The sequence below is a fragment of the Rummeliibacillus sp. TYF005 genome (genome assembly GCF_003844195.1).
Taxonomy (GTDB): Bacteria; Bacillota; Bacilli; order Bacillales_A; family Planococcaceae; genus Rummeliibacillus.
In genome coordinates, this window is the sequence record NZ_ML122548.1 from 1 (window position 1) to 26,455 (window position 26,455).

A 26,455-nucleotide genomic window follows, 5' to 3' on the forward strand; every position below is an offset into this window, starting at 1 on the left:
TTTAAACACCACCACATTTGACAAAGAACCAGTAAAAAGCACTTAGATGTTAATATCCATCTAAGTGCTTTAGTGATTATGATTTATTCATTAGAATGGGTTTGTTGCTAAAAGACTTGCAGTTTTTACATAGATACGTTGGTTAAGTTTTAATTGAGAAACAATAACTTCTGCGATATCTTCAGGTTGGATATATTTTTGATCATTATTTTCTGCAATTAAGTTTGTATTTAGTGCAAGATCTGTTGCTACTGTACTTGGAGTTAGAGAAGTAACACGGATGTTGTTTCTGCGTACTTCTTGTGCTAATGATTCAGTTAAACCAATAACACCGAATTTAGATGCACTATATGCACTTGAAGTTGCTGCACCGTTTAGACCGTTTGTTGAAGAAATATTGATAATATCTCCACCATTTTTTTCGATTAATTGTGGAAGAACTGTACGAGTTACATAATATGTTCCCATAAGATTTACATCGATAGTTTTTTTCCATTGTACTGGATCCATATCTAAAAGAGTAGCAAATCCACCGATACCCGCATTGTTGATAAGAATATCAGCTTTACCTAATTCTTTTGTTACTTTTTCAATTGCTTGTTGTACTTCTTCAAGTGATGAAACATCTACTGTTGCGTAAGCAGCTTTAACACCTAGTGCTTCAATTTCTGCTTTTACACTTTTTAATGATTCTTCAGTTCTTGCAAATAGACCTACATTTACGCCCTCTTTTGCTAAAGCTACTGCAACTGCTTTACCGATTCCTCGTCCAGCTCCAGTTACATAAGCTATTTTACCTTTTAGTGATTGTGCCAAAATAAGCATCTCCTTTTACAATTACTGACGTACTAACATTTATAATTTAGCTACCTCTCAACTATTATTATCACAATAAAGCTTTTTGTTCAAAAAATACGCTCTCTTTCTAAGTAATAATTGATTTAAAATTAGGATCAGTAAATGTATTACCCTTTTCCTTCTGTTGGAGCATTATTGTAAGATATTTTTGCATATTAAGACATCGGTCGGAAGCTTGAGCGAGAATGGTCTAGTAGTACATTATTAAGGTCTTGAATAGAAAGGTAGGAACTCTTTATCACGACTCACGCTTCTTTTATCATCTCAAGTAAAACAACCCACCGTTGATGATTTCAATTTTGATTTTGGCGTTGTATCTTTCTTCGAGGGCTTTTGCCTCGATTTCGTAGCATTCTGGTTTTTCATCTATATCCTTATAGAAATAGTCTAATACTCTTTGATCCCTTTTCCATCTTTTGTCTGCTTCCTCTACCCATGTGTGGTCATCTAATTGGATAATATTGTTGATGACAAGATCCAATCGTTCAATTCCACGTAAAGGTTTGATAATAAATTGCAGAGGAAATGCATTATCTGGTAAGTCCGAGACAAGATCGATTTGCGTTACTATATCTTGAAAATCATCAATGATTTTGCCTGTCATTAAGTTAACCCCTAGAGAATAGAGATGTTCTCTTGTTTTATCACACAAATAGGAAACTTTATAATTGACGCCTAAATATGGCGTTAAGATTGTTTGTCCTTCAAAAGAATCCGTATTTTCAAACATTTGAACATATTTGCCTAACTCTTTGGTTGCTTTAAATAGTTGGTTTAAACGATAAGAGCCAAAATGGACAATTTCTCCTCTAAGTTCGCTACTTACATGATTTTGATCTGTTATTAAAGTAAGCTGGCTTGGTGCGGGAACGCCATTCGTACTTTCAACGTACTTCCAGTAATAAGGTCGATTCATAATTCTTTTATCCATATCTATCGTCAGTTGAACGGTTAAATAATGTTCGTCTTCTTCGATGATTTGACAGTTAGTTTCTTGAAAAAATGTTTTCATATACTCGTGAACTTGTTGTGGAAACATATCTGACCTCCATCTGAAGTTTCCTATATCGACTTCTTGAATGCTAATATTTCATCTAATTCCCCTACCACTTTTTCAAAGACATCGATTTTAGTTTGCAATAAATCTAAAATATTTTGTTCGATTGTATTAGCAATAGCAAGGTTATAAATCTGTACATCATGTTCTTGACCAAGCCTATGAACGCGTCCTATTCGTTGTTCTAATTTCATCGGATTCCAAGGTAAATCATAGTTAATCACATGATGACAGAATTGAAGATTGATCCCTTCCCCACCCGCTTCGGTAGCGATTAAGACTTGTGCTTGTTCTTTAAAAAGATGCTTCATATAATCTCTTTTACTTTTATTAAATTTTCCGTTAAAGAGCACGCTTTTAATACCTTTTGTGTGCAAAAACCATTGTAGATAAATTTGACTTGCACGATATTCAGTAAATATAATAACTTTATCATTTGCTTCTGAAATAATTTCGTACGTTTTTTCCGCTTTCGAATTAATCTCTAAAGACATTAATTTTTCCATTAGTTTATGGACAAATTCAAGTCCTTCTTCATCATTACTGTTTTGAATCATATTCTCTAACGTCAAACAAGTCGCTTCTTTACTACTGCACATTTCTTTTTGTAAAGTAATCATTGAAAACGAACCAGAAAATACAGGAGATACATCCTTCAGTTGCAGGATCATATCGTATACTTCTCTTTCCTTTTCTGTAAACTGGATGGAGATGTTTTGAACCTTCCTATTTGACCACTCTATCCCTGTATCCTGTCTTCTATTTCTCACCATTACTTGATTGACCAGTTCCTTTAAAAACTCATCATTATCAAGATCATGTTTACTCGCTGAAAAGGCTTCCTGGAACACTTCAAAATTCCCTAAATGACCCGGTTTAAGTAAAGAAATAAGATAAAATAATTCAAACACATCATTCTGAATGGGTGTTGCCGTTAATAACAAGCAAAACTTTTTCTTTAAACTTTGAACAAACTCATAAATCTTGGTTTTGTGGTTTTTTAGTTTGTGGGCCTCATCTATGATAATCATGTCATAATTTTGTTCATAGATTTGTTCTTTGTGGGGACTCTTCTTTGCGGTATCCATACTCATCACTACAATATCAATATATTCGATTGAAGATTTCTTTTTATACGGAATGGCTGGAATATTAAATTTGTTGTTCAGTTCATCTGCCCATTGGTTGATAAGAGAAGCAGGTGCCAAGATCAATGCTTTTTTCACCTGACCTCTAATTAGATACTCTTTCAAGATTAAACCAGCCTCAATGGTTTTCCCTAATCCCACTTCATCAGCTAAAATAGCTTTGCCATTCATCTTTTCTATAACTGTTTGTGCTACATCAAGTTGATGAGCAAGTGGTGTTAAGTTCGGTAAATATTTTGGTGATTGAAGTCCTGTAAATTCCGTGATTAAATTGGCTTTCTCTACTTCGTAAGTCATCTTATATAGCGCCCAGTTATCCCAATTATCTTGTTGTTCTAATCTTTCTTTAAAACTTTCTTCCCACTCAGGCGACCTTTCAATAATCATGATCATCACCTCAATAATTTTTCTTGCACTTAACTTGTCCAAAAAAACTATAACTATGAATATTTCATGAAAATCAAACTACATAATACGTCAGAAATCTAACCAAAAGTAATGCACATGAATATTATAGTATCAGCTATTATTTTGCGTTGTATTGATGCTCTTATTTATAAAGTTAAAGTTCCAACTTACAAGACATTATGATGAAAGCATATAGAGCTTTCCTTGGTCAATTAATCGATTAAGGAAAGCTTTTGTTAAATTTACTTATTTACATTTGAAAAGGGAGGTGAATATATATGTCTAAAAGTGTACCTTCATATATATTAACGATTGACGAAGATGAGTTGAATATTTTAAGAGAAAACTTGATAAATGATTATGCGGCTCCTTCCAAATTAAACATTGACGGGATCGACTACAAAATTCGACTTGGCTATCGAGGTGCATATACTAGAAAATTCCGAAAAAGATCTTATATTGTTCACTTCCAAAATTCAAATAATATTTTGGAAGCACATGCTATTCATCTTAATGCAGAGTACAAGGATCCTTCCATTATTCGAAACAAGCTCTCCCTTGACTTTTTTCAAGATTTAGGAGTGCTCGCTCCTGATACCAAGCATATTAATTTTTTTAGAAATGAAACATTTAGAGGGATCTATTTACAACTTGAATCTGTTGATGATCTTTTTTTGAAAAAGAGAGGTCTGCCCTCTGGACCTATCTATTATGCGACCAATAATGATGCAAATTTTGCTTTTGATCGAGAAGGTAGACGAAAAAGATCCCTCCTCTCTGGCCTACAGCGTGTACATGGATTATTATCCGACGATCAAAATCTGATTGACTTTATAACGGTGATCAATAAATCCGATTCCATAGACTTTTCTTATCGTATTGGAAATTATTTAGATTTAGATAAATACTTCAGTTGGCTTGTGGGTGCCGTTTGTACAATGAATAACGATGGTTTTAATCATAATTATTCAATTTACCGCAATAGTGAAACTGGATTGTTTGAAATTATGCCATGGGATTATGATGCAACATGGGGAAGGAAAATTAGTGGCGGAATTATGGATCATAAATATGTACCAATCGACGGAAGACCCGGTAATTTACTAAAAGATCGGCTATTAGATAGCCACAAATTCAGAAAAATGTATAAAGAAAAATTAGAAGAAGTCCTCGAAACGAAATATACTGTCAACTATTTAGAGGATAAAATCATGTCACTTCATCAACTTGTTCGTCCTCATTATCTTCGTGACCCTTATATCAATAATAATATTGAAATCTTCGACTATGAACCAGAGATGATCACACAATTTATCCGAAATAGAAATCATTATTTAAAAACGCAATTAAAATATTTTAATTAAAAGAATCTACCTCGATACCAATAGACCCAATCACATGACACTGTAATATGCATAAATTAGTTTGAGGAGGTGTTTTCTTGAATGTATGATAACTCTAACAATTATCGTAACCACAAAAATCAATCGGACTATTATTCAAAAAATGATGCCTCTCAAAAATTCAAAAAACACCGATCGATTTCTGATTACACATTGAAAGATTTAACAAAAGGAAAACACTTAGATATCGTCGCAGCTGCACTTTTATTATCAGGAAAAATAAAAGTAGATGCTGTGCAATTATTTCGAGATTCTCCCATTATTACCGTTACTTTAATTGGTAAATTTCAATCCAATAAAAAGAAAAAGTCAAATGCATTGAGTGATTTTCTTGATGAAAATGGTGATTTAACTATCCAAGAAGTGTTTGAAGCAATCCAAGATAAAATGAGAAAAGGTGATAATTATGAGTAAATCAAAAGAAAAAAAATATGGGAATGGCTCAACATTTAACGGAACGGGTTTTACAAATGCAATTATTTTAATTGTTTTATTGTTCATGCTCATCTTTGGGTCAACTGATATTGCTACCTTATCTGAAGTTGAAATTGAAGTTTAGCTCTATTTTTTTGATTAGCTATTTGTTCATTTTTTATTTTAACACCTAATAAATTCAGGGGTTTTTATGGGGGAAGCCCATCATAAAATCCCTTTTTCTTCTACTTCATACACATATTATTCTTTATTTTACTTTTTTGTTTTTAAAACATAGTTATTCTATAGGTTTAATTAATTTTATGGTATAATGGCTTTAATAGTTAATTTGAAGGGACGTGTTCTTATGCCATTAAAAGAAGGATCATTAGCTTATATTGAAGCTCATAAAGGTATTCAATATTACGAACAGACACCAGAAGAGGCTCGAGCTGAAAGAGCAGCTTCTCCTATTCATCAAGTATCGGTTGAGGGGATTGCATCCGTTGAAGATCGACTTATTAAAGTTTCCGATGGCGCAGAAATTTTAGTTAGAGTTTATACACCTATAGGAGTTGGTCCATTTCCAATTATTATCTACTACCATGGTGGAGGCTGGGTTTTCGGTAGCCCCGATTATGCTGATGGAGGTTGTCGCTACCTAACAAGTTCAACAAAGTCAATTGTCGTATCTGTAGACTATCGTCTTGCTCCTGAGCATCCATTCCCTATTCCTGTTCAAGATAGCTATGATGCTCTTCTTTGGGTTGCAGAGAATGCTGCTTCTTTACAAGGTGATCCTACAAAACTCTTTGTTGCTGGTGATAGTGCAGGTGGGAATATTGCTGCTGTTATTTCTCAATGGTCAGTTGATAAAAATGGCCCTGAAATTTTGGGACAGGCGCTTATTTATCCCGTTACAAATACATGTTTTAATACTTCATCCTATGAAAAATATGGAGAAGGATATGGTCTAGATCGTGAAGGCATGATTTGGTTTACCAAACAATATATTGGTGATGCAAATATTCAAAGTAATTCATCTGTTTCACCATTGCTAGCAAACGATTTGTCACATATCCCACAAACAATTTTGGTTGCTGCCGAATATGACGTTTTGTTAGATGAAGGAATTGCTTATGTAACTCGTCTTCGTGAAGCTGGGGTTGAAGCAAAACATATTGTATTGCCAGGACTTATCCATAGTTATTTTAGTAAGATGGAATTTTTTGAAGAAGAAACGAAAGAGACATGTGAATTGATTGCTGAATTTTTCAAAAAGGCAATTGACATTGATACCGTTAAGACTTCTTGTGTTAAATAAGTTGTCATCTCTAGGCTGAGTAAGATGACTTAATTCCCATTTAAATCGGCTTTGACTTTTTCAAGGCTTTCACACAATTATTGCGTATTATTGAGCATATGATACAATCCAAGCTATAATTGCTATGATATGGTGCAATCAAAGCATTATTAGCTTGTGGTTGAATCCTCCTTTTTTTCAGACTGATGTGTTGCGTAACTTTGCATGGTTCTTTCCTTCCGTTTAACGCTTGCATCAGTCTGATTTTTTCCGAAAAAATGAATACCCCCTAATATTTTAAATGGACCAGGAAAAAATTCTCCTAGTCCATTTTTTTAGATTCTTTCCAGTTTTTCGTGTATCCACTTAAACTCATCAAAGTCTGTTACCAAAAACGTATTTGGTATTATTTTTTTTGCTTCATTTAACATTATCTCGATATCTTGTGGAAAGAATCGAGCACTTAAATGATTTAACAATAAGTTTTTAGCTCCTGCATTGAATGCAACATTTGCTGCATCCATGTTGGTAGAATGTCCATAACTTGCTGCCAAATTACTAGTCGAGTGATCAAATGTAGATTCGTGTACTACAATATCTGCATTCTCACTAAGTTTAATGGCGTTTTCACAATAACGAGTGTCGCCAAGAATAGCCACTGTAAATCCTTTTTTAGGTTCATCTGTAACATCTACGCTTCGAACAATCGTGCCATCTTCCAAAGTGACATTATGTCCATTTTTCAATTGACCTAGTAACGGACCTTTTGGCACCCCTAAAGCGATTGCTTTTTCAACTTGCAAAGTGCCTAGTAATGGCTTTTGTTCTATTCGGTAGCCAAAGCACGGAACAACATGTTCAAGTGGCATTGCAGTTACGATGAAATTTTCATCTTCTAAGACAATTCCTTCCCCTACTTCTACATATTCAATTGCATAATTTAGATGCGTTTGAGATGTCTGTAACGTTAATTCTATCCACTCTTTAAGTCCTTTTGGACCGTATATAGTTAACGGCTGATCTCCACCTAAAAATGAACGAGAACCTAACAAACCAGGTAATCCATAAATATGGTCACCGTGTAAATGAGTGATAAAAATTTTATCTATTTTACGTGGTTTAACAGTTGTATGTAATATTTGATGTTGTGTTGCCTCTCCACAATCGAACAACCAAATGGAGCCGATTTCTTCTAGTAATTTTAACGCTAAAGAGCTTACGTTACGTGTTTTAGAGGGCATCCCTGCACCTGTTCCTAAAAATTGTATATGCAATGATTTTCCTCCTATAGTTTATGGTCATCTAAAAAGTCTTTACTAAAACTAGTCTGTGACTCATATGTTGTTTTTTTAATATTTTTAATACCTTTTGTAATGATATCTTTGCCAAATTTATGTTGCAACTCTTCAACAATTTTCAATACAGGTTCTTCTTTTACGTATTTTTGGAAAGAAAAGATAGATAGCTGCTCTACGGTTTCTTTTTTATCAATAACATTGCTGACTGTAACACCAAGTAGGCGGACAGGCGAACCGTTCCAATGCTTTCTGGTGAGCTCAATAGCAATTGTTTCGATATCCTGTTGTTTCCATAAAGCATTTGATACTGTTTTACTTCTATTACTATTATGCCAATCTGTATCTCGAATCATAACTGATACCGTATGTCCTGCTAAATTTTTTGCATCTAATCGTTTGGCTACCTTCTCACAGAGCTTGCCGATTGCTTCAGTTAGTTCCGACATTTCCATTAAATCTATTGGAAAAGTCGTGGAATTGCCGATAGATTTCGTATCATAAATAGAGTTTGGATCAACTTCCCGCTGGTCTATCCCGTTCGCACGTTCTTTTAGTCGAAGTCCATTTTTCCCTAGATTCGATTTAATCGTATACTCCTCTATATTCGCAAGATCGCCTATAGTGTGAATCCCAATACTTTCAAGCTTTTTAGCGGTACTCTCCCCTACTCCATGCATATCAATAACAGGTAAATGCCATAGCATTTGAGGCACATCTCGTTTTCTCAGAATAGTGATACCCATTGGTTTTTTCATATCTGATGCTGTTTTGGCTAGAAATTTGTTTGGTGAGATTCCAATTGAACATGGTAAATCCAGTTCATGTAATATTCTTGTTTGAATAGACTCTGCCAGTTCAATCGCATCTTGTCCATGAACAATATTCGTCACATCCATATATCCTTCATCAATTGAAACCGGTTCTACTAAATCTGTGTATGAACGTAATATGGCAAACATTGCTTGAGACGCTTGACGATAACGTTCGAAATTAGGAGCCATCAATATTAACTCTGGGCATTTTCTCTTTGCTTCCCATACAGCCATTGTTGTATAGACGCCCTTAGCCCTCGCTTCATAAGAACAAGTGACTAAGATTCCTCTTCTTTCTTTTGGATTACCTGCAATAGCAAGCGCCTTTCCTTTAAGTTCGGGGTTATATGATTGTTCAACGGAAGCATAAAAACAGTTCATATCAATATGAAAGATAATTCTCCCGTGAGTAGCCATACTCCTCCCTCCTTAATCGACCAAATGTTCTCGTTCTAGTATAACAAAATAACAACATTTGGGACATCTTTTTACTATTTGAAGCCACCAAAAAACGTGTCTGTTAAGGCAATTTGAGACAAGCCCTTTGCAAAGATGATGGTGAAATCTTATTTCGAGCACTCTGCCAAAACTTCTTTGTTATAAAAAAAGTGACTGCACCATAAGTTTCCTACTTAGGCACAGCCACTATGAAAATACATCTATTCTTTTATTTAAAACTTTTAAGCTTTCTATTTGTTAATATGAGTTTTCAGTAATCCAATTTTCAATATATGGGTGGATTTCTTTAATGGCTTTGCGTCCAACAACAACAGATATATGTCCTGTTTCAACGCTATGATAGGTATTATTTTTACTAGATACTACATTATTTAACGGTGCAACTTGATTTGGCAATGCAATGTTATCGCGTGTTGCAGAAATGTTAAGAAGATTAGCCTTGATATTGGATAAATCTACTTTTTCTCCACGAATCACCAGCTCACCATTAATCAGTTTGTTCTCCTGATAGAATTCTCGAATCCATTGTCGATACGCCTCTCCAGGGAAAGGAACTCCATCATTCAACCACTTCTGCATTAGTTTCCAATTTAACACGAAGTTATCATCTTCTACTCGATCTACAATCGACACATATGGTCCATATGTCGTTGAAATAGGACTTAGTAATTTATTTCCAAAGTCAATCATTTCAAACGGAATATTCCCTAAAGTGTCGACCAATTTATCAAGTTGGAAGTAGCGTTTATCCAACCACTTCGTAAAGAGACCAGCATCTGTAAAATCTATCGGACTAGTCAACAATAGAAGATTACGAATAGGAAGTTGTGGATTCAAAGCCGTAAAAATAGCTGACATTGTACCACCAATGCAATAACCTAGTAGCGTTATTTCCTTTGCTTGTGACTTTCTTAATACCTTTTTAATAGCCTGCGGGATGTAATCGACGATATAATCATCGAACTTCATATGACGGTCTTCATAGCCAGGCACTCCCCAGTCTAATAGATAAACATCATGTCCTTTATTGGTTAAATGTTCGATTAAACTGTTTCCAGGATATAAGTCTAAAATATATGGCTTGTTAATGAGCGCGTAAATCATGAGGATAGGTACTTTATTGGTCTTTTTTACAGCTGGCTGATAGCGATATAATTTAGCCTTATTTTTTGTCCAAACTACTTCTTTCGGCGTCTGGCCTACTTGAGGCTCTGGTTCCATAACAAATACCTCTGTTAGTCTTTTGACTTTTTTTAATCCTTCATCAGAGGGAGTTTTGAATTCTTTTGTAAGCATATATTACCTCCTTTATTTTTCTTTTTTTACATATACAATCCACCATTTACGTTTATCTCTTGACCAGTCACAAAACTTGCTTGGATGAGATAAAGAACAGCTTCAGCGATTTCAGAAGTTGTACCTAATCGTTGCATAGGTACTTTTGCAATAATGTTATTTTTCACTTTTTCAGGCATAGCTGCTACCATCTCTGTCTCGATAAATCCTGGGCAAACAGCATTGACAGTAATGCCGCTCTTCGCTGTTTCTAGTGCAAGTGATTTAGTGAACCCTAAAATACCAGCTTTGGAGGCTGCGTAATTCGTCTGACCGAATCCACCAGCTTGACCGATAATAGAGCTGATATTAATTATGCGTCCATACTTTCGATCAATCATGTGATTAATCACTGCTGATGTGGTATGGAAAATACCATTTAGATTGACGTTAATCACTTGATCCCATTCGTCTTTTGACATTTTACGGAATGAGCGATCTTTTGTAATTCCAGCATTGTTAATAAGAATATCAACTTTTGTAAATTGTTTTAATACTTCGTCTATAAGGCGTCTTGAATCTTCTAATTCACTAACATTTGCTTTCACCGCAATTGCCTGACCGCCTTGTTCTTCGATTTCTTGTATAATTTTTTGCATTTCTACTTCAGATGAGCTATACGTTGCTACAACCGTTGCACCATTTTTTGCTAAAGCTTTAGCTATTTCAGCACCAATTCCACGTGATGCACCTGTTACGATTGCTACCTTATTTGCTAATGGCTTCACATAATTTACTTTTCCTAGTTCTTTTAATTCAATTGCTGACATACAAAATCACTCCTCATTTTTTTAGTATCGTAAGGTATAGCATCTAATCTTTATTTTTTTAGTAGTTCTATTAGTTGATCTAGTTTTTGTTCAACATTTTTAATATCTTGTTTCACTTGAGCTATTTCTAAGGTGGTTGTTTCTTTTTGCTCAAAGATGAAATCGTCTAGATTATCAATTTTGGTATCTACGTTTACAATCATAGATGCCACTTTCGCAAGCTCTTCAATACTAGGAATATTCGCTTGCTTCAAATAAGATTCAGTTAACGTTTTGACTAGTTCTTGATATTGAACGTATTGGTTTTGAACTTGTCCTAACCCTTGTGCAAATTGTTCGGTTCCAAGTGAATTTTCAATTGTACCTCTCCATGTACTTTCTGTTTTTTCGTACACTTCCTTCCAAATCTTAAAAGGATCTAGTGTTGTATTTTGACCCACTGGAAATCATCTCCTTTTCAAACACCTATGAAGACACCTTATGGTTTGTTTTTTAATAATATGACTAAAAAAGAATAGGAATTTATTTTATCGAAAGAACATAAGTATAAATATAGGTGTAAATTACACTTATATGTAGTACTGAAGTGAGGAGGTGAATGTGATGGATACAAGAGAAGGGAAAAATCAAAAAAGCGATTCAATTTTTGGTACACCTCAAAAACTTTTAATACCACTTATGCTATTACACTTACGAGAATGGAATTCACACGGTTATGAATTAATGGAGAAAATTACTCAATTTGGCTTTACTCCTATTAATCAGGGGAATTTTTATCGTCTTCTTCGTAAACTTGAAAAAGACAATTTAGTATCATCGGAATGGGATACTCCGGAAAAAGGACCTGCTAAACGAGTTTATTCTTTAACTGATGCTGGGGAAAAGTATTTGGATATGTGGGCAGGTTCACTAAGTCAATATCAAACATTGTTAAATAACTTTTTAGATTTATACAATCCTTTCTTCCCCATCAATCAGTCTTCACCGAAAAAAGAAAGGCCAATGGATGATATGCAATGAAATGCAATCATTATAAATGCACGAAGAAAAGGGAGGAAACGTAAATGGTGAAAGAACAAACAGAAAAAAGCGTAGATTTAGTATGGGATGGATTGTTAAATGGGTTAAAAACTTGGCAACAATTTCAAACTGAAGTGGGTGAAAAAGCTTTACAATCATTCACTTATCAAAAAGACTTTATCGAATCAACTGTATCTACGATTAACACAATCGAGGAAGAATCCAAAAAAGCAACAAAAGAAATTCTAGAAAATGTGCAAACTAGCGTAAAAGAAGTATTTAGCAACGAGCAATACGAGCAATTTTCTAAATGGTTAACAAGTGTGCAAGAAATTACTGACAAATCACAAGAATTAGTCAGCAATCCGAGTCATTCCATCTTAGATACTGTAGTACAAACAAATAACCTTTTAGAATCTACAGTAAAAGATGCTCTTGAAGAACAAAAACAACAACGCTTAGAAGTCATTGAGAAAATTGAAGAATTAGCTGAACAATTAAAACAAACTCAAAAAGGGTTGTTTAGTGTTTAGAAGAAACGATCTTAACGAAAGAAGTGTTGATGGGGAACTTTTAAACACTTCCAGACTCACAAATAATTATGTATACAAGAAAAAATGCTTTTCTTCATTTAAATGAGGAAAAGCATTTTTTACTGTCTATTCTGCTATAAGATGAACACATAATAGACAGTTTCTTTTTAAGAATAAGACATCTTAAATAGAAAATAACTATTGCTTTCTTACAGTATCATCCATTACAATAATAGGAATATTCCAAAAGGTGGTATTCACATATGATACAAATTTCTGAAGATCTATTATTACTACCAGTTCAGCCTGAGGATGCAGAAGCGATATTTACATTAACAGATCAAGATCGTCCATATTTGAGAGAATGGTTGCCTTGGGTTGATGGTACAAAATCTGTAGAAGATTCTTTGGAGTATATTAAATTTAGCCAAATCGGTGGAAAAGCCGGTACATTATTAAATTTAGCAATTATTTGGAAGGGTGATATCGTCGGCATCACTGGCTTCAACAAAATTGATCGCACACATCGTATTGCATACATTGGGTATTGGTTAGGTAGAGATTATCAAGGTCACGGTATTATGACTCAAGCTGCAAAAGCTTTAACTACCTATGCTTTTAATGAATTGCAATCAAACAAAGTTGAAATACGAGCAGCAGTTGGAAATAAAAAAAGTAGAAGTATTCCTGAACGACTAGGGTTTGTACAAGAAGGAATCCTTCGTAGTAATGAATGGCTTTACGATCACTTTGTCGATCATGTTGTTTATGGAATGTTAGCCGATGAGTGGGAAGACAAGTAAATTAAGGCTAAATTCATAGCCAAATGGTTAAAGGCCTAACCGCCAACCACTTGGCTATTTTTAGATTGAAAAACTTCTTTCCCTCTTGAATATGTGCTGATAATTTGATAGTCAAAATTGAAATCTTTATAGATTGTGCCTTTATGCTTTGCATAAATCATCTTTTCATCTACTTTAAACGGATTTTTTTCAAAAATAACAAAATCAGCATCCATCCCCACTGCGATTTCTCCCTTTCCACCTAATTCAAAGCGCTGTGCAGGTGCTTGTGCTGTCCATCGAGCCACATCCGTTAGTGGTAATTGATATTCCTCTGCAATTTGTAAAATTGAAAGAAGTGTAAATTGTCCACCATTAATACCACCCCAAGATTTGAAATAATTCGGAGGTGTTAGTTCCTTCAATTCTTTTGGGCATGGTGAGTGATCGGATGCAATATAATCGATTTTCCCTTCCAACAATTTCACAATCAGTTCTTTACGAATAGATTCTGAGCGTAATGGAGGTGCACATTTCGCATAAACTTGATGAGAATCGAAAGCTGTGTCGTTAAAAAGTAAATAATGAGGACATGTTTCTAGCGTTACATCTAAACCTTTTTGTTTGTATTCATGAATAATCTCCACGGCCTGAGGTGTACTAATATGAACAAAATGAAGGGCACATCCAGTAATTTCAGCATAATGTAATGCCCGTTGCACTGCATCTACTTCTGCTACAATTGGACGTGATTCACAATAATCTTTGGCAGTAACAGTACCTTTTTCAAGCTTTTGCTCTGCCAAACATGAAGTAATGGTATCACTTTCTGCATGGAGGGCTAATATTTTTCCTAACTTTGCTATTTCAAACATTCCTTGTAGTAATGCCTGATCATCTACTGATGAAAATGGCTGAAAACCGGAATTAGACAAGAATGCTTTGAAACCAATTACACCATTATCAGCTAATGATTGTAATAGAGGAATATTCGTTGGTACTAATCCTCCCCAAAATCGATAATCGATATTAGACTTTTGTTCTGCCAATTGTTTTTTGAGTTCTAATGCTGACACATTAATCGTTGGTGGATTACTATTTAATGGCATATCAAAGAAAGTAGTTACACCTCCTGCTGCAAGCATAGTAGAACCTCTTTTAAAGCCTTCCCATTCTTCATTTCCTGGTTCGTTTAGATGAACATGTGCATCTACTACACCTGGTAAAATGATTTTTCCCGATACATCTATTCGCGTAGCATTCACATCTTCAATATGTGGCGCAATTGCGATAATTTTTTGACCATCAATAGCAACATCACACTTTGTTACTTGATGAGGCTCAACTACTTCTGCTCCAGAAAAAATAATCATTGTGTAACACCTGATTTCTTTGCAAATTTTGGAGCTTCGTAAAAGTCCAATGAGGCTTCTACTGCTTGCCCACGATTTGGCTCGTAGCCATGACGGATTAAAGCTGCTTCAAGTGCTTGTAATACTTTTAAGATATTTTCTTTTCGACAACTATACCCCATCGTTCCAATTCTCCAAATTTCCCCTTGAAGAGGACCAAATGATGATGCGATTTCAACACCAAATTGCTCTAACATAAATTGGCGAACTGAATCCCCATCTACTCCATCTGGTATCTTTACACAAGTGACTGTTGGAAGTTTACATTCCGGATCACCATACAGTTCTAACCCCATCCCTTTAATACCTTCTATTAAAGCTTTTTCGTGATATTGATGACGACCAAATCGTTCATATATTCCTTCTTCTAATACTAGCCGCAACCCTTCTCGTAACGCATAAATCATAGAGGTAGCTTCTGTATGATGATTTAATCGCCGTGGACTCCAGTAATCTTGTAGCATCGCCAAATCTAAATAATTACTTTGAATCGTTTTGGTATCATTTTGTTTACTGTCTTCTTCAGTTGCAATTCCATACTCTACCTTTTTTCTACGTTGAATGATTTCTTCTATTCTTTCATTATAGGTGATTAATGACATACCTGAAGGAATCGATAGACACTTTTGGGTACCGGCAATAATCCCATCAATAAGCCAATCATCCACCGGAATATTAACCCCACCCATTGAAGCCACTGCATCTACGATCAATAGACGATCTTGCCCGCGACAGATTTTACCGACTTCAATTAATGGCTGCATAGACCCTGTACTTGTTTCACCATGGACAATTGCGACAACTTTTGGTTGGACTTCATTTATCTTTTCGATAATATCTTTTTCTTCAAATACTGTTCCCCAAGCTGTTTCCATCGTATATACGTCAGCACCACATCGTTCACAAATTTCAACTAACAAATGCCCAAAGCGCCCGAAAATGGGGACAAGCACTCGATCTCCAGGCTCTATCACACTACATAATAATGCTTCTGTACCAGCTCGAGATGTACCATCAATTGGAAATGCCCATTTATTTTTTGTCTGGAATATCATACGTAACATATCCATTACTTCGTTCATAATCTCTGTAAAAGCCGGATCAAATTGACCGAGAATTGGTGTTGACATTGCTTGCAGAACTCTAGGGTCCACTTCTACTGGACCAGGGGTCATAATGGTACGGATAGGTGTTTGTAATTGGCGATAATTCATATCATTGCACTCCTTCATAAGCTAATTTATAAAGCACTTCTTTTAAGAGTAATATGCCATGCTCTAAATCTTGAACTTTGGTAAATTCTAGTGGCGAATGACTAATTCCTTTTTGACTAGGGACAAAAAATAACGTAGTTGGATAGTGGGCTCCTAAAATTTGCGAATCATGTCCTGCTCCACTGACCATTTGTACACTTTTAAGTCCATTGTTTTTCGCTATTTTTTCCATCGTACTGTGTAGTGATGTATCTAAAGCTACAGGCAGACTGTCCGCCCATTTTTCGGCCTTACAGATAATTCCACTGTCATTCGCCTTTTCTGTAATCATTTGTAAGATTTCATCGCTATATTTTTTTAAAATACCTTCTTGATGATGACGAATATCTAAAGTAATAGATACCGTCTTAGCGACAACATTTGAAACATTTGGCTCAGCATTTATGCTACCAACTGTTGCCCTAAGCCCTGGGTATTCCTCTTTTGCTATTTTGGTTAGGGCATCAATGCAATTAGCTGCAAAAACCATCGGATCTTTTCTTTCTTCCATAGGGGTAGTTCCTGCATGGTTACTTTCACCCATAAATTGAATCGTATAACGATGTTGTCCAACAATATGTGTAACGAAACCGATATCAATATTATTCTTTTCTAAAATAGCACCTTGTTCAATATGAACCTCTATAAAGTGTTCAATATCACTCCTCTTATCACCTTTATAAGCTGCAATCGGAAAACCTGCTTTTCCCATGGCATCTTGAAATAATATTCCATTTTGATCTTCTAGTTGTTTTATATCTTCTAAAGAATATTCACCCGTAATATTCTTTGATCCCCAATATGTAAGTGGAAATCTACTTCCTTCTTCTTCACATAAAGATACAACTTCTATTGTTTTTCGTGGGCGACCATATTGCTCGAACAACATTTTCGCAGCTAAAAGACTCGCTATAACACCATAAGCACCATCATACTTTCCACCATTTACAACCGTATCAATATGCGAGCCTGTTAAAATGACTTGCTTTTCTTCTTGGAATCCTTCTATACGACCATACAAATTGCCTACTTTATCAAAATAAGGATCCATACCTATTTCTCGCATTTCCTCTTTAAGCGCATGCTGTGCTGCCTGCCATTCCTCTGTGTATAGTAGCCTTGTCACACCACCATCTGCTGTCTCGCCAAAAGTAGCTAACCAATCTAGGTAATGTTGGACATTTTTATATTTCTCTGATGAACAAAGATTAAGCATTTATGTCCCACCTTTCTTTCTGCTATATCCTTATTTTAAAAAAAGAAGTGGTATAGTTCATTGACGTATTTGTAGAAAGATGTATGAATTTTTAGATAAATTAACCAAAATATGTTTGAAAAGTTAACTTATTTATGTTAGATTTTATAACATAGCATACATTTAACAAGAGGAGGAGTCTAGTGTGAATGTAGTGGAATTATTAAATTTAAAAGAATTATCACCGATTACACTTATCGCCGGAGAAAACGGTATAAGCCGTCGGATAAAAACTGTTACGATGATGGACGCACCCGACATAATGCAATACTTACTCCCTAACCAATTGATCATCACAACAGCTTATCATCTAAAAAACAATGAAACGTATTTTCATAATTTACTAGAAAGTATGCATCGAGCTGGTTGCGCAGGAATCGCTATTAAAAAGAACCGCTTTCTTCACACCATACCTGAAGACATATTAGAACTTGCGAACCAGTTAAACTTAGCTTTCATCCAATTACCTGAACATTTATCACTTGGAGAGATCAACTTCCTGATTACAGAAAAAATTTTACAAAATGAAGCTTCATTACTAACTGAAGCAATGGACATTCATCATGAATTCACAGACTTGATATTAAGCGGCCGAGGAATCCTACCATTACTCCAAAAATTATCAGCCATCATCGAACAAAAAGTAAGCTTAATCAACTACTTTTTTCATCCTGTATATACAACAAAGCATAACTTTTATTTACCCCCTTCCCTACATGAAGTCATTAAAAAAGGAGGGCAATATCCCACTTTACCCGAACAAAATTGGAGTATATCCATATTAGACAATCATTGCAGCTATACTTTTTATCCTGTACATACAAACTTGAACAAAAACTATTATTTAGTTATCGTGGGTTTTATAAAAGAAGAACAGTTCCAAAAGCATTTGTTTATAAAACAAGCTATTAATGTCCTATCTTTTGCGATTATGCAGGAACAAGCATTGGAGCAACAAGCACGTTCGATTCGCAATCAAACATTGCAAGAATTTATAGATAGCAACATACAAACAACTTCTTATGTTAACGCATGCTCTGAGGAATTATCTTTACGCAACGATCAATCCTATTTGTGTATCGTTGGACGCACGAAACAAACGATTTCCACTTTTAATTCGTTTACTCTTTCTAAGCTCATTCAGCAGTTTTGCGAAGAAAGTATAAAGGAAATCCAATTACCTATTTACCCATTTATCATTCACAATCACTTAGTCTTACTGGTTGAAATCCAGGATCATTCCGTCAATTCATCTTTATTTTTAACTGAATTTTTAGAAGAATTAGAATTATATATTCATTACTTTTTAGATATTCATTTAAGTTTCGGTATTAGCAATCCAACGAGATCTTTTATAGATTTACAACATGCATATAAAGAAGCTTTTAGCGCTATCCCCGCAAATCATCAAAGCACAAAAACTTGTGTTCATTTTTATAGAAAAAAAGGGATCAACGAGTTATTACAAATCATCCCACAAAATGAATTAATCGACTTCTACCAAACATTATTTGAACCTTTACTTAATCTCGACTCTGAAGAACAAACGCTTCTTCTCGAAACACTTTATGCATATTTGGAATGCCATTGCCAAATATCCGAAACAGCTAAAAAACTGTTCGTTCATCGAAATACTGTTATTTATCGACTTGATAAATGCAGCCAGCTATTACAAAAGGATTTAAAAGATTCCGAAGTCACCATTCAACTAAGACTCGCCTTACGAATACGAAAAGATTTAAAGCTTCAACCCTTCATCTAGTTTCAACTTCAGTTACTTTATCTAAAATAATTGCTAATATTTAGCTATTGTATCTAATGACATTTCAGCCTTTTATTTTTAACATGTAAAGAAAGCTAACGTTTTAAGTTAGAGAATTTAACATTTAAAGTGGAGGGATTTTTATGAAGAACCAACTCAGTCATTCGAAAGCTGTCTCACTAGGATTACAGCATGTTTTAGCAATGTACGCAGGTGCAATGCTAGTACCTATTATTGTAGGAGGCGCACTCGGTTTATCTCCCACACAACTTGCTTATTTAATTGCCATCGACTTATCTACTTGTGGTTTAGCTACCTTACTGCAAATGTGGCGCAATAAATACTTTGGTATTGGATTACCTGTTGTTTTAGGGACTTCATTTGTCTCAGTTACACCGATGATCACACTTGGCAAAGAGTATGGCATAACATCTATTTATGGAGCTATTATTGTTACCGGCTTAGTCATCGTGCTATTCGCAAAATACTTTAGCCATATCATCAAGTTGTTTCCCCCAGTTGTAACAGGAACAGTAGTTATGATCATTGGACTTTCTCTAATTCCAACAGGCGTTAAGAATATGGCTGGAGGTGCAAGTAGCCCTCATTTCGGCTCTGCCCAAAACCTAATCTTATCAATCGCTACTTTAGGAATCATATTAATCATTCAGTACTTTGGTAAAGGTTTTTGGCGTTCTATAGCTGTTCTTGTTGGTATTTTCGTCGGTACCGTTATCTCTAGTTTTATGAATCCATTAAATTTTACTACTGTAAAAGAAGCTTCTTGGGCTCATTTCCCAACGCCATTTTTCTTTGGAATTCCACAATTTGATATCGTTCCAATTATAACAATGCTTATTGTAGGTATTGTCATTATGATTGAGTCAACAGGCGCCTTTTTAGCTCTTGGTGATATTACAAATAAAAAACTGACACCACAAGATTTCGAAAAAGGTTATCGTGCAGAAGGGCTTGCCTTTATGCTTGGTGGAATTTTCAATGCTTTCCCTTATAGTACATTTGCACAAAACGTCGGTCTTGTCCAAATGTCTGGTGTAAGAAACCGCAAAGTTACAATTGCAGCTGGTTTAATATTAGTTCTACTTGGACTTGTCCCTAAAATTGCTGCACTTGCTACATTAATACCTACTGCTGTTTTAGGTGGAGCAACAGTTGTCATGTTCGGAATGATTGTATCATCTGGTATTAAAATGCTAACCACTGTAGATTTTACAAACCAAAACAATTTATTAATCATTGCTATTTCCATCTCTTTAGGACTAGGTACCACTGTTGTTCCTGAATTATTCTCAAGCTTACCATCCTTTATCAAAACTCTATTTGGTGATGGAATCATCACAGGTAGTTTAGCAGCTATGCTATTAAATCTCCTTTTATCTCATAAAGAAAAATCAGTTGAAACCAGTAAAGATATTTCACTTGCATCACAAGGAGGAAACTAAATGAAGCAACCTTTAGAGATGATTAATCATTCTTCAGAAGAGAAGTTTATAGAACTCTTTCAAGACATTTACGAATCGTCGCCCTGGATTCCTCAAGAAGCAGTAGTAAGTAGACCATTTGACCAAATAAGTGACATTTTAGAAACAATGCAGCAAGTTTTAGACCATGCTCCTTTCGAAAAAAAATTAGCTTTAATCCGAGCACATCCAGAGCTTGGGAAAAAAATAAAAATGAGTAGTACCTCTACTGAAGAGCAACAAAAAGCAGGATTAAATGCACTTAATAGTGATGAGTATCATGAATTCTTAACTTGTAATAACAGTTATCAAGAAAAGTTTCACTTTCCATTTATCATTGCAGTTGCAGATCACACGAAATCAGAAATTTTACAAATGATGAAATTACGACTAGCAAACAGCTACGATGAAGAATTTAAAACTGCTTTAAAAGAAATTAATCGAATCGCTGAATTGAGATTCGTTCAATTAATCGAAAAAATGAATCCAATCAAAATTACTGAATAAGGAGAAAACCAATGACTTCACTTTCAACACATGTTCTAGATTTATATCATGGGAAACCCGCCCAAAATGTGCAAGTAGATGTATATTTCAATCATCAATTCCTTTTAACAGTCGAAACAGACGAATCCGGGAGATGTACCCCCACTATCAACAAACCTTTCGAGCGAGGTACATATGAATTCGTCTTTCATATCGATACTTATTTTCAGTCAAAAGGGGTTCCTCTACCGGTTTCTCCTTTCTTATCTACAATACCAGTACGATTTACGATTGAAAAGGACAGTCATTATCACGTGCCGTTACTAGTAACGCCTTGGAGCTATCAAGTATACAGGGGAAGTTAAATAAGAACTTTGATATTTTAACTAGATTTCTATTTTAAAATGGAAAGGATTGGTTTAGATGAGCCTAGAAGCTTTAAATAAACAAGTATTAGTAGATCTTTCGTACATTGGATACGCTCAACCTACTTGGGTGAAACCACGATCTTATAACGGTGACCATGTATATGATGTTGTTATTATCGGTGGTGGTCAAAGTGGTTTAAGTGCAGCATTCGGACTTCTAAAGGAAGGCATTACAAATATTCTTATTTTAGATGAAAATAAGAAAGGGTTTGAAGGCCCATGGATAACATATGCTCGCATGAGGACATTGCGTACACCAAAAGACCTCCCTTCTATCGAGCTTGGCGTTCCATCACTATCCTTTCAATCATGGTGGACCGCACAATACGGTATAGAAGGTTTTGACAAGATTGATAAAATACCAAGAACTGACTGGATGAATTATTTGAAATGGTATCGTGAAATCCTCTCATTACCCGTCGAAAATAATGTACGTGTCACTTTAATCGAACCGATTGATAAAGAGCTTAATCGAATTTCAGTTAAAAAAGCGAGTACCTATTCTTCCATTCTCGCAAGAAAAGTGGTGCTTGCAACAGGCATTCAAGGAGGCGGTGAATGGCATACCCCTGCATTAATCAAAGATAATTTACCAAAGTCTCGTTATGCCCATACTTCTGAAACTATTGATTTTTCTTCTTTAAAAGGTAAAAAAGTCGGCATATTAGGCGGAGGAGCTTCTGCTTTTGATAATGCCAATTTTGCCTTAGCATCAGGAATTCGTGAAGCTCATGTCTTTGCCCGTAGAAAAGAACTCCCACGTATAAACCCTATGCGGAAATTAGAAAGCTCTGGCATTATTAGTCGCTTTCATACACTATCCGATCACGACAAATATGCTGTCATGTCTCATTTTTTCAAATTCAATCAACCACCTACAAACGATACTTTTACACGAGCAAGTTCAAAGGAAGGATTTCATCTGCATTTAGGCTCGCCGTGGCTAGAAGTCCAAGATTCAAAAGAAGGAATCATCGTAAAAACACCCCATCAAGAATTTATATTCGACTATTTAATAATTAGTACTGGACTTGTAACAGATCCTGCTTTACGGCCAGAACTTAAAATAGTAGAACCTTATATCACACGTTGGGGCGATATCTATAAAGCACATCCGGATATTGCAAATAAACTTATTGATCTGCATCCTTATTTAACACCTGAATTTTCTTTTGTGGCTAATTGTCCTGAAGGTGTATCTGCTTTATATGGGATATTTGCATTTAATTATTCTGCACTTATCAGTAATGGCGTGTCCGCTTCAGCATTATCAGGATTGCGATTCGCAGTTCCAAAGCTTGTAAAAGGGATTGCTGATGAGTTATTTAAAGATGATCAGAAAAAAATTCTTCAAGAATATTTTGATTACGACCAAGTGGAATTTGTTGCTGATTTACAAATCACCAAAGAGATTGTTTAGTTCTGAATCTCTTTCTAGATTTATAAAGTTATTTAGTATATTTAATACTGGGGGACAAACTCGATTAATATTTAGTTTGTCCCCCTTTTCTGATGCTTTAACTGCAAATATGACCTTTTTATCCGAACTAGTATTAGAATTTCCAATTCGTCATTTACCAATATCGTCCAATAAGTTATACTATTTTTATTCGTTAATGTCATTTTTTTACTTATAAGTGGGGTGATTTATTGAATCGACAGCATATGGGTGTAATTATTGGGGCGATTTTATTTTTGGCTGTTGCAATGGGAATTGGGCGATTTTCGTTTACTCCTATTTTACCTTTTATGCGAGAAGCTGAAGGAATGTCGGTTGAAAAGGGTAGTTGGTTGGCTTCGGCAAATTATATTGGCTATTTTATCGGTGCTTTATGGGCAGGGTTTATTAAAAACAGAAAAGGCAAACTTGTGATGAACGCTTGGTTATGTGTACTTTCAATCATCGCTATGGGCGTTATTGATCATTTCTTTGTTTGGCTGTTTTTACGTTTAATCAATGGTATTACCGGGGGCCTCATCTTCGTTTTAACATCTAGTATACTTCTCGATTATTTAGCGCAACATTTTTTAACAAAATGGTCTGGTTATGTGTTTAGTGGAATTGGTATTGGCATCGCTCTTTCAGGCATTTTAGTACCCTACCTACAACAATTCTTCGCTTGGCAAGGTGCTTTTATAGGACTCGGTATATTATCTGGTTTGTTTATATGTATCAATCATTTTTTATGGAGAAAATTAGAAAATCCTACATTACCACAAAGCAATACAGTGAAGTCTGAAAAAATTTGGTCTGGCTTTATGCCATGGATGATCTTTGCGTACGGACTAGAGGGACTTGGCTATATTATTACAGGGACCTTTTTAGTCGATATGATCAACGAAATACCAAGTTTGCACAAGTATGCAAGTTACGCTTGGGTATTTGTTGGGATAGGTGCTATTCCTTCCGCACCTATATGGGGGATTTTAATGACTAAGTTCAAACCAATACTCATTCTAGCGATTGCTTATATTCTTCAAGTCATTGGAATGCTGTTGCCCGTTCTTTCACAATCGGTCATCGGTGTAATGTGCTCAGCTCTCCTTTTTGGTGTTACTTTTGTTGGTATTGTTGTTTTAACAACTTCCTATTGCAGAGAGCTATTTCCAACAAAAAGTGCAACCGTCGTTTCCACCTTAACTACCTATTATGCTTTCGGTCAAATCATTGGCCCACTTATTGCTGGGAAACTAACTACATATTATGGAACCTATAATAGTGCACTCATTTTTGCTAGTAGCGTTGTTTTTTTCTCTCTCTGCTTACTGTTATTTGGAAAAAAATTCACTCAATTAAAGTTGGATGCCAAAACATCTACCATATAGCAAATTGACTTACAATTGCTCAAAAAACAAGCGTATTAGAGATGTTCTCTAATACGCTCTATTTTTGATTTGAATTTTATACCATTGCTTGCAGTTCTTCTTCAGTTAGAGAATTCATGTATTCTTTCAATTCCTTAATACCATCTAATGTATTCACTAATACATCAGGTGATACAATTGTAATCATTCGATTCTCTAAATTAGCCACTGCACTAAAATATTGTGTTTTTGCATAATTTACAAGTCCAATTTGTTTAAGCTTATCTTCTTCTATATCTAAAATCTCTTTTGCTTCCAAGACTAAAAGTCCATATACAAAGTCTTCAGTTTGAAGAATAATGATTTTAGCATCCGATGAATTGGCTTTGCGATTATATAAAATTTGTTCAAAATCAAGAATTGGTAGTAGTTCGTTACGAACTTTAATTAAACCTAATACATAATCAGGCATATGTGGAATTCGGTTTACTTTTTCAAATTTTTCAATTGATACTACTTTTTCAACAGGAACTGCATATTCCTCTTGTCCGCTTCTAAAAACAACAACTTTCGTACTTGGCATAAATTCACACTCTCTTCATAGATAAAATTATTTTACTTTAGCTGAGCATTTTACAATCTCAACTAATAAATCGGCTAATTTTTCTAATTCTTCAACAGGAATTCGTTCTTCTGTTGTGTGGATTTTTTCATAACCTACTGCCAAGTTAACTGTTGGGATACCATATCCAGCGATTACGTTTGCATCACTACCGCCACCAGATTGTACTAATTTTGGTTCACGGCTGATATTTTTTGCTGCTTCTTGTGCAACTTTAACGACTAAATCATCTGGGCCAAAGTGGAAACCAGGATACATACGTTTTACTTCAACTTCTGCTTCTCCGCCCATTTCTTTCGCTGCAGATTCAAAAGCTTCTTTCATATGTTTTTCTTGAGCAACAAGTTTTGCTTCGTTCAATGAGCGACATTCAGATAAAACAGAAACTTCATCACATACGATATTTGTTGCTTTACCGCCTTCAAAACGACCAATATTGGCAGTTGTTTCAGAGTCAATGCGTCCCAATTTCATGCGTGCTACTGCTTTTGCAGCGATTGTGATTGCTGAAATTCCTTTTTCAGGTTCTACTCCTGCATGTGCAGTTTTACCTTTGATTGTTGTGAAAATTTTTGTTTGGAAAGGTGCAGCTGTTACGATTTCGCCGACTTTACCATCTGAATCGACAGCAAATCCATATTTTGCATATACTTTTTCATGGTCTAATTCTTTTGCACCTTCAAGACCTGATTCTTCACCAGCAGTAATCACATATTGAATATCGCCATGTTCGATTTTTTCTTCTTTTAATCGTTTAGCTAGTTCTAATAATCCTGCAAGTCCTGCTTTGTCATCAGAGCCAAGGATTGTTGTGCCATCTGAGTAAATATATCCGTCTTCTTTAATAATCGGTTTAATACCTACACCTGGTACTACTGTATCCATATGAGATGTAAAGTAAATTGGTTGAACATCTTTTAATGTACCTTTAAGTGTGGCGATTAAGTTACCAGATGCATGACCGTTACGGCTAGCTGCATCATCTTCATAAACGTCGAAACCTAATGCTTCTAATTTACTTTTTAATACAGGTGAAATTTTTTCTTCATGATAAGTTTCTGAATCAATTTGTACTAATTCTAAAAACTCTTCTACGATACGACTTGGCATCATTCAAGACTCCTTTATATATGGTAGTATTGCTACCTTATTCCTTCACAATTTTATCACAAAAAGCTAAGAAATCATCTATCTGTTGCTTTATATATTGAAGTTTGTAATTTTTTCACACTTTTAAGGATATCTTAGAGTCTTAAATGGTCCGAACGAGTTGACTTTTGGGGGCTTATTTATTGAGGATTGAGTTGTTTTTGAAGTTGCTTTTAAGTGACTTAAATTGTCAGGAAAAATT

26 protein-coding genes are annotated in these 26,455 nt (G+C 35.1%); 13 read left to right on the forward strand and 13 right to left on the reverse strand.

Annotated features, from left to right (window positions below; genetic code table 11):
* Positions 1 to 90: 90 nt before the first annotated feature.
* The 3 genes from CW357_RS06245 to CW357_RS06255 form a co-directional block, all read right to left on the reverse strand.
* Entirely contained in the window at positions 91 to 825 is a 735-nt protein-coding gene (locus CW357_RS06245) for a 3-ketoacyl-ACP reductase (RefSeq protein ID WP_199670667.1), read from the reverse strand.
* Between the two features lie 292 nt (positions 826 to 1,117).
* Positions 1,118 to 1,897 (reverse strand): YqhG family protein, encoded by a 780-nt coding sequence (locus tag CW357_RS06250; protein WP_119414945.1) that lies wholly within the window; start codon positions 1,895 to 1,897, stop codon positions 1,118 to 1,120.
* A gap of 23 nt (positions 1,898 to 1,920) precedes the next feature.
* Positions 1,921 to 3,450, reverse strand: coding sequence for a DEAD/DEAH box helicase (locus CW357_RS06255; RefSeq protein ID WP_199670665.1), 1,530 nt, complete (start codon positions 3,448 to 3,450; stop codon positions 1,921 to 1,923).
* Positions 3,451 to 3,749: 299 nt separating this feature from the next.
* Here CW357_RS06255 and CW357_RS06260 point away from each other — a divergent pair, with 299 nt between their 5' ends.
* From CW357_RS06260 to CW357_RS06270, 4 genes are all read left to right on the forward strand, one after another.
* A complete protein-coding gene (locus tag CW357_RS06260; RefSeq protein WP_119414943.1) occupies positions 3,750 to 4,835 on the forward strand; it encodes a CotH kinase family protein in 1,086 nt (361 codons plus the stop codon).
* Between the two features lie 81 nt (positions 4,836 to 4,916).
* Positions 4,917 to 5,288, forward strand: coding sequence for a hypothetical protein (locus CW357_RS06265; RefSeq protein ID WP_233548020.1), 372 nt, complete (start codon positions 4,917 to 4,919; stop codon positions 5,286 to 5,288).
* Positions 5,281 to 5,433, forward strand: coding sequence for a hypothetical protein (locus CW357_RS18180; protein WP_164489555.1), 153 nt, complete (start codon positions 5,281 to 5,283; stop codon positions 5,431 to 5,433). The genes CW357_RS06265 and CW357_RS18180 overlap by 8 nt, the downstream gene beginning before the upstream one ends.
* Before the next feature lie 222 nt (positions 5,434 to 5,655).
* A complete protein-coding gene (locus CW357_RS06270) occupies positions 5,656 to 6,612 on the forward strand; it encodes an alpha/beta hydrolase (protein WP_119414942.1) in 957 nt (318 codons plus the stop codon).
* Between the two features lie 314 nt (positions 6,613 to 6,926).
* On the opposite strand, the gene rnz is transcribed toward CW357_RS06270, so the two are convergent.
* The 5 genes from rnz to CW357_RS06295 all read right to left on the reverse strand — a co-directional run bounded on the left by rnz (position 6,927) and on the right by CW357_RS06295 (position 11,705).
* Positions 6,927 to 7,865, reverse strand: a complete 939-nt coding sequence (gene rnz, locus CW357_RS06275) for a ribonuclease Z (RefSeq protein ID WP_124217612.1) — start codon at positions 7,863 to 7,865, stop codon at positions 6,927 to 6,929.
* Between the two features lie 11 nt (positions 7,866 to 7,876).
* Positions 7,877 to 9,118 (reverse strand): DNA polymerase IV, encoded by a 1,242-nt coding sequence (locus tag CW357_RS06280; protein WP_124217613.1) that lies wholly within the window; start codon positions 9,116 to 9,118, stop codon positions 7,877 to 7,879.
* Positions 9,119 to 9,397: 279 nt separating this feature from the next.
* On the reverse strand, positions 9,398 to 10,456 hold the full coding sequence (gene phaC / locus CW357_RS06285; protein WP_124217614.1) for a class III poly(R)-hydroxyalkanoic acid synthase subunit PhaC: 1,059 nt from the start codon (positions 10,454 to 10,456) through the stop codon (positions 9,398 to 9,400).
* A 26-nt stretch (positions 10,457 to 10,482) separates the two neighbouring features.
* On the reverse strand, positions 10,483 to 11,223 hold the full coding sequence (fabG, locus tag CW357_RS06290; RefSeq protein ID WP_371683854.1) for a 3-oxoacyl-[acyl-carrier-protein] reductase: 741 nt from the start codon (positions 11,221 to 11,223) through the stop codon (positions 10,483 to 10,485).
* A gap of 92 nt (positions 11,224 to 11,315) precedes the next feature.
* Entirely contained in the window at positions 11,316 to 11,705 is a 390-nt protein-coding gene (locus CW357_RS06295) for a polyhydroxyalkanoate biosynthesis repressor PhaR (RefSeq protein WP_124217616.1), read from the reverse strand.
* A gap of 163 nt (positions 11,706 to 11,868) precedes the next feature.
* Here CW357_RS06295 and phaQ point away from each other — a divergent pair, with 163 nt between their 5' ends.
* From phaQ to CW357_RS06310, 3 genes are all read left to right on the forward strand, one after another.
* Positions 11,869 to 12,285 carry a poly-beta-hydroxybutyrate-responsive repressor gene (gene phaQ, locus CW357_RS06300; RefSeq protein WP_119414936.1) on the forward strand — a complete coding sequence of 139 codons (417 nt, stop codon included), beginning with the start codon at positions 11,869 to 11,871 and terminating at the stop codon, positions 12,283 to 12,285.
* A 44-nt stretch (positions 12,286 to 12,329) separates the two neighbouring features.
* Positions 12,330 to 12,818, forward strand: a complete 489-nt coding sequence (locus CW357_RS06305; protein ID WP_119414935.1) for a hypothetical protein — start codon at positions 12,330 to 12,332, stop codon at positions 12,816 to 12,818.
* A 263-nt stretch (positions 12,819 to 13,081) separates the two neighbouring features.
* Positions 13,082 to 13,621: a GNAT family N-acetyltransferase gene (locus CW357_RS06310; RefSeq protein WP_119414934.1), complete on the forward strand. Its 540-nt coding sequence runs from the start codon at positions 13,082 to 13,084 to the stop codon at positions 13,619 to 13,621.
* A gap of 35 nt (positions 13,622 to 13,656) precedes the next feature.
* Here CW357_RS06310 and allB read toward each other — a convergent pair whose 3' ends face one another.
* Genes allB through CW357_RS06325 form a run of 3 tightly spaced genes read right to left on the reverse strand, consistent with a single transcriptional unit; the run spans position 13,657 to position 17,481 of the window.
* On the reverse strand, positions 13,657 to 14,973 hold the full coding sequence (gene allB, locus CW357_RS06315) for an allantoinase AllB (protein WP_119414933.1): 1,317 nt from the start codon (positions 14,971 to 14,973) through the stop codon (positions 13,657 to 13,659).
* Entirely contained in the window at positions 14,970 to 16,226 is a 1,257-nt protein-coding gene (locus CW357_RS06320; RefSeq protein WP_119414932.1) for a pyridoxal-phosphate-dependent aminotransferase family protein, read from the reverse strand. The genes allB and CW357_RS06320 overlap by 4 nt, the downstream gene beginning before the upstream one ends.
* Position 16,227: 1 nt before the next feature.
* Entirely contained in the window at positions 16,228 to 17,481 is a 1,254-nt protein-coding gene (locus tag CW357_RS06325) for a Zn-dependent hydrolase (protein ID WP_124217617.1), read from the reverse strand.
* A 184-nt stretch (positions 17,482 to 17,665) separates the two neighbouring features.
* Between CW357_RS06325 and CW357_RS06330 the strand changes: the two genes are divergently transcribed.
* From CW357_RS06330 to CW357_RS06355, 6 genes are all read left to right on the forward strand, one after another.
* A complete protein-coding gene (locus CW357_RS06330; protein WP_124217618.1) occupies positions 17,666 to 19,282 on the forward strand; it encodes a PucR family transcriptional regulator in 1,617 nt (538 codons plus the stop codon).
* Between the two features lie 143 nt (positions 19,283 to 19,425).
* Positions 19,426 to 20,745, forward strand: a complete 1,320-nt coding sequence (locus CW357_RS06335; protein WP_119414929.1) for a nucleobase:cation symporter-2 family protein — start codon at positions 19,426 to 19,428, stop codon at positions 20,743 to 20,745.
* The gene (gene uraD, locus CW357_RS06340) at positions 20,746 to 21,270 is read left to right on the forward strand and encodes a 2-oxo-4-hydroxy-4-carboxy-5-ureidoimidazoline decarboxylase (RefSeq protein ID WP_119414928.1); all 525 of its coding nucleotides are present in this window, start codon (positions 20,746 to 20,748) and stop codon (positions 21,268 to 21,270) included.
* 11 nt (positions 21,271 to 21,281) lie between these two features.
* Entirely contained in the window at positions 21,282 to 21,614 is a 333-nt protein-coding gene (gene uraH / locus CW357_RS06345; protein ID WP_119414927.1) for a hydroxyisourate hydrolase, read from the forward strand.
* 58 nt (positions 21,615 to 21,672) lie between these two features.
* Entirely contained in the window at positions 21,673 to 23,097 is a 1,425-nt protein-coding gene (locus CW357_RS06350; RefSeq protein WP_124217619.1) for an NAD(P)-binding domain-containing protein, read from the forward strand.
* Between the two features lie 230 nt (positions 23,098 to 23,327).
* Positions 23,328 to 24,503 carry a YbfB/YjiJ family MFS transporter gene (locus tag CW357_RS06355; RefSeq protein ID WP_119414925.1) on the forward strand — a complete coding sequence of 392 codons (1,176 nt, stop codon included), beginning with the start codon at positions 23,328 to 23,330 and terminating at the stop codon, positions 24,501 to 24,503.
* 76 nt (positions 24,504 to 24,579) lie between these two features.
* Here CW357_RS06355 and CW357_RS06360 read toward each other — a convergent pair whose 3' ends face one another.
* A complete protein-coding gene (locus CW357_RS06360; protein WP_119414924.1) occupies positions 24,580 to 25,065 on the reverse strand; it encodes a chemotaxis protein CheW in 486 nt (161 codons plus the stop codon).
* Positions 25,066 to 25,092: 27 nt separating this feature from the next.
* Positions 25,093 to 26,214, reverse strand: a complete 1,122-nt coding sequence (locus tag CW357_RS06365) for a M20/M25/M40 family metallo-hydrolase (RefSeq protein WP_119414923.1) — start codon at positions 26,212 to 26,214, stop codon at positions 25,093 to 25,095.
* Positions 26,215 to 26,455: the final 241 nt, after the last annotated feature.